General features: G+C 39.4%; 5 protein-coding genes. All 5 read left to right on the top strand.

Features of this window, described 5'->3' with window-relative positions; genetic code table 11:
• The coding region (locus Q0212_RS12915; protein WP_297926172.1) for a hypothetical protein at positions 1 to 212 on the top strand (212 nt) is incomplete at its 5' end.
• Positions 202 to 420 carry a hypothetical protein gene (locus tag Q0212_RS12910; RefSeq protein ID WP_297926170.1) on the top strand — a complete coding sequence of 73 codons (219 nt, stop codon included), beginning with the start codon at positions 202 to 204 and terminating at the stop codon, positions 418 to 420. The genes Q0212_RS12915 and Q0212_RS12910, both read left to right, overlap by 11 nt.
• Before the next feature lie 198 nt (positions 421 to 618).
• Positions 619 to 1,407, top strand: coding sequence for a hypothetical protein (locus tag Q0212_RS12905; RefSeq protein ID WP_297926168.1), 789 nt, complete (start codon positions 619 to 621; stop codon positions 1,405 to 1,407).
• A 118-nt stretch (positions 1,408 to 1,525) separates the two neighbouring features.
• On the top strand, positions 1,526 to 1,999 hold the full coding sequence (locus Q0212_RS12900; RefSeq protein WP_297926166.1) for a hypothetical protein: 474 nt from the start codon (positions 1,526 to 1,528) through the stop codon (positions 1,997 to 1,999).
• A partial coding sequence (locus Q0212_RS12895) for a terminase family protein (protein WP_297926163.1) occupies positions 1,992 to 2,499 on the top strand: 508 nt, incomplete at its 3' end. The genes Q0212_RS12900 and Q0212_RS12895, both read left to right, overlap by 8 nt.

The raw sequence follows: 2,499 nt of genomic DNA, 5'->3' as shown, positions 1-2,499 counted from the left end.
AAATTGACCATGTGGTATATTGTCAAAAAACAGAGGGCAATATCATGCACGATTTAAAAGACCGATTAAAAGAGCCGTCAAGTTATTTAGGCTTGGCATCAGTGTTTCAAGGGATTGGTGAATGTTTGCAGGGTAATTATGAGTCAGGGTTGCCACTCGTTCTATTGGGTTTGGTCGGTATTTTTAAGGCAGAGCGCGGCAATGCAAAATAACATCACTGACCATTCACAACATTTAGAAAGTGGTTTAAGTATGGCAGTTGCAAAAACATCACCCCCAGTGGTTGTTAGCGGACTAACACTAGCGGGGGTACAGTTGCAGGATTGGCTTATCATGGCAACATTGCTTTATACTGTCATACAGATAATTATTGCACTGCCAAAACTTAAACAATCTTTTAGCGAGTGGCGCAAAAAATGAAGCCTAATTATTTTGTGATTTATACGCTTTTGGCAATGGTCAGCTTTCCGTTTTTATTGTTGTGGGTTTTTTGTTAAAGGGTTGGGGTGATAACATAATTATGTTATAATAATCAGACGGCTAGGGAGCGCACCCGAAAAGTAACTTGTCATTACCTGCCGTTTCCATTCCGACAAAACCACGACTAAGGTGTAAAAAATGGCTATTGATTTTAATTTAGATGATGATTTTGAATTTGATTTAGGTGATTTTGATGTATCAGGTTTAGATATTGATTTAGACCTAGATTTTAGCGAATCCGATAACAGTGATAAATTCAAAAACGAAAACCGCTACACATTGCCTAAACCATTCCGCCAACGCATCAAAGCGCATCAAGTTAAGTTTGACCGAGCCGAAGATTTTGCAAAACAATTAGGACAAAAAATCCTAGACGGCGAGCGTATTAACGCGGTACTAAGTGGTAACTTTATTTTTGGTGATTTTTTCGAGGCGTTTTGTTATGAGACAAACTCGCTAATTGATGAGCTACAAATTAGTACATTATCACTATCTCAAGACAATGTTGATAGTTTTCATAATTTAATTAGCGGCGATTATTTGCACTCATTGGAGATTATTGTCAGCGATTATTGGTGGGGTCATAACCGAGCAAATGCGCCATACATTTACAAACAGTTAGATATAGGCAACAAGTTTCAATTTGCGGTGGCAGGGACTCACACTAAAGTCGCTTTAATGCGAATCGGTGATAAAAAGATTGTGATTAGCGGTAGTGCTAATTTAAGGTCAAGCCGAAGTGTTGAAGAAATCCAAATCGAGACTAATCCCGATTTATACGATTTTCATTATGAATGGCAATCGACAATTCTTAAAAAATACGGCATGATTAAAAAAGCGGTTCGCGCCAGTGCTTTGTTTGATGTGATTACTAAAGGTATGAGTAGCGAACAGCAAGCCAAACAGCAGAAAGCATTTAAGGGGTAGGTTATGGCTTCTAAAGTTAATAATGAAAATTGGGCATCTAAACAGCGCGTTAAAACAGCAGCAGCAAAGCGAAAAGCCGAGCGAGCATCACGGCGCGCAAGTTAATAAGGTATAATTTATGGCGGCTGTAGATTGGGCAGAGCTTGAGGCTCTTTATGTTGCTGATAATACAACGACAATCCAGTCTATTGCTGATAAATACGGCGTTACATTCAGTGCGGTGAAAAGTCAGCATCAAAAAGGAAAATGGCTAGAAAAACGCAAGAAAAAAACAGAAAACATAGTTCAAAAAATAACCGAGCAAGCCGAAAAGACGGCAATTGATATTGCAGTCAAGTTTAATGCTGATGATATTAAAATAGCTCAAGCGATTAAGGCTAAAATTGTACAGGCATTACGCGCCGAAGAAATCAGCCCACAAGAAATAAACTCATTATCTAACTCGCTTGCAACAGCTCAAAAAGTCGGTCGATTAGCTTTGGGTATGACAACAGATAACACGGTTAATCAATTAACAGGCGCGAATGGTACAGACTTACCAAAAAACAATGAGATAACAATTACCGTTGTCGATGCACGAAAAAATGCCTAAACTTAACAGCCCACAATACGAATTTACCAAGATGCCTAACAAGTTTAGAGCATTTGTGGCAGGCTTTGGAAGCGGTAAAACATGGGTGGGATGTGCTAATCTATGCCTACACTTTATCAAACATCCTAACATTCCAGCTGGCTATTTCGCCCCTACTTATTCACAAATTAGAGATATTTTTTACCCGACAATCGAAGAAGTAGCAGAGGATTGGGGATTGGAGTGCGATATACAGGTTAGTCATAAAGAAGTGCATTTGTCGCGCAATGGTGAAAAAATAGGGACTATTATTTGTAGGTCAATGGATAAGCCTGCAACAATTATTGGCTTTAAAATTGGCCATGCTTTAGTTGACGAATTGGACACCATGCCAACAGACAAGGCGCGTCATGCGTGGCGCAAGATTATCGCGCGTATGAGATATAAAGCTGATGGATTACGAAACGGCATTGATGTAACAACAACGCCCGAGGGCTTTAAGTTTGTACACGAGCAATTTG

The sequence above is a fragment of the uncultured Agitococcus sp. genome (assembly GCF_937920075.1).
Lineage (GTDB): Bacteria > Pseudomonadota > Gammaproteobacteria > Pseudomonadales > Moraxellaceae > Agitococcus.
The sequence above is the reverse complement of the archived record's forward strand: the minus strand, read 5'-3'. Positions and strand labels throughout refer to the sequence as shown.

Coding starts and splice junctions, on each gene's coding strand:
- Q0212_RS12910 (WP_297926170.1), top strand. CDS start 202: ATGCAAAATAACATCACTGACCATTCACAACATTTAGAAAGTGGTTTA.
- Q0212_RS12905 (WP_297926168.1), top strand. CDS start 619: ATGGCTATTGATTTTAATTTAGATGATGATTTTGAATTTGATTTAGGT.
- Q0212_RS12900 (WP_297926166.1), top strand. CDS start 1,526: ATGGCGGCTGTAGATTGGGCAGAGCTTGAGGCTCTTTATGTTGCTGAT.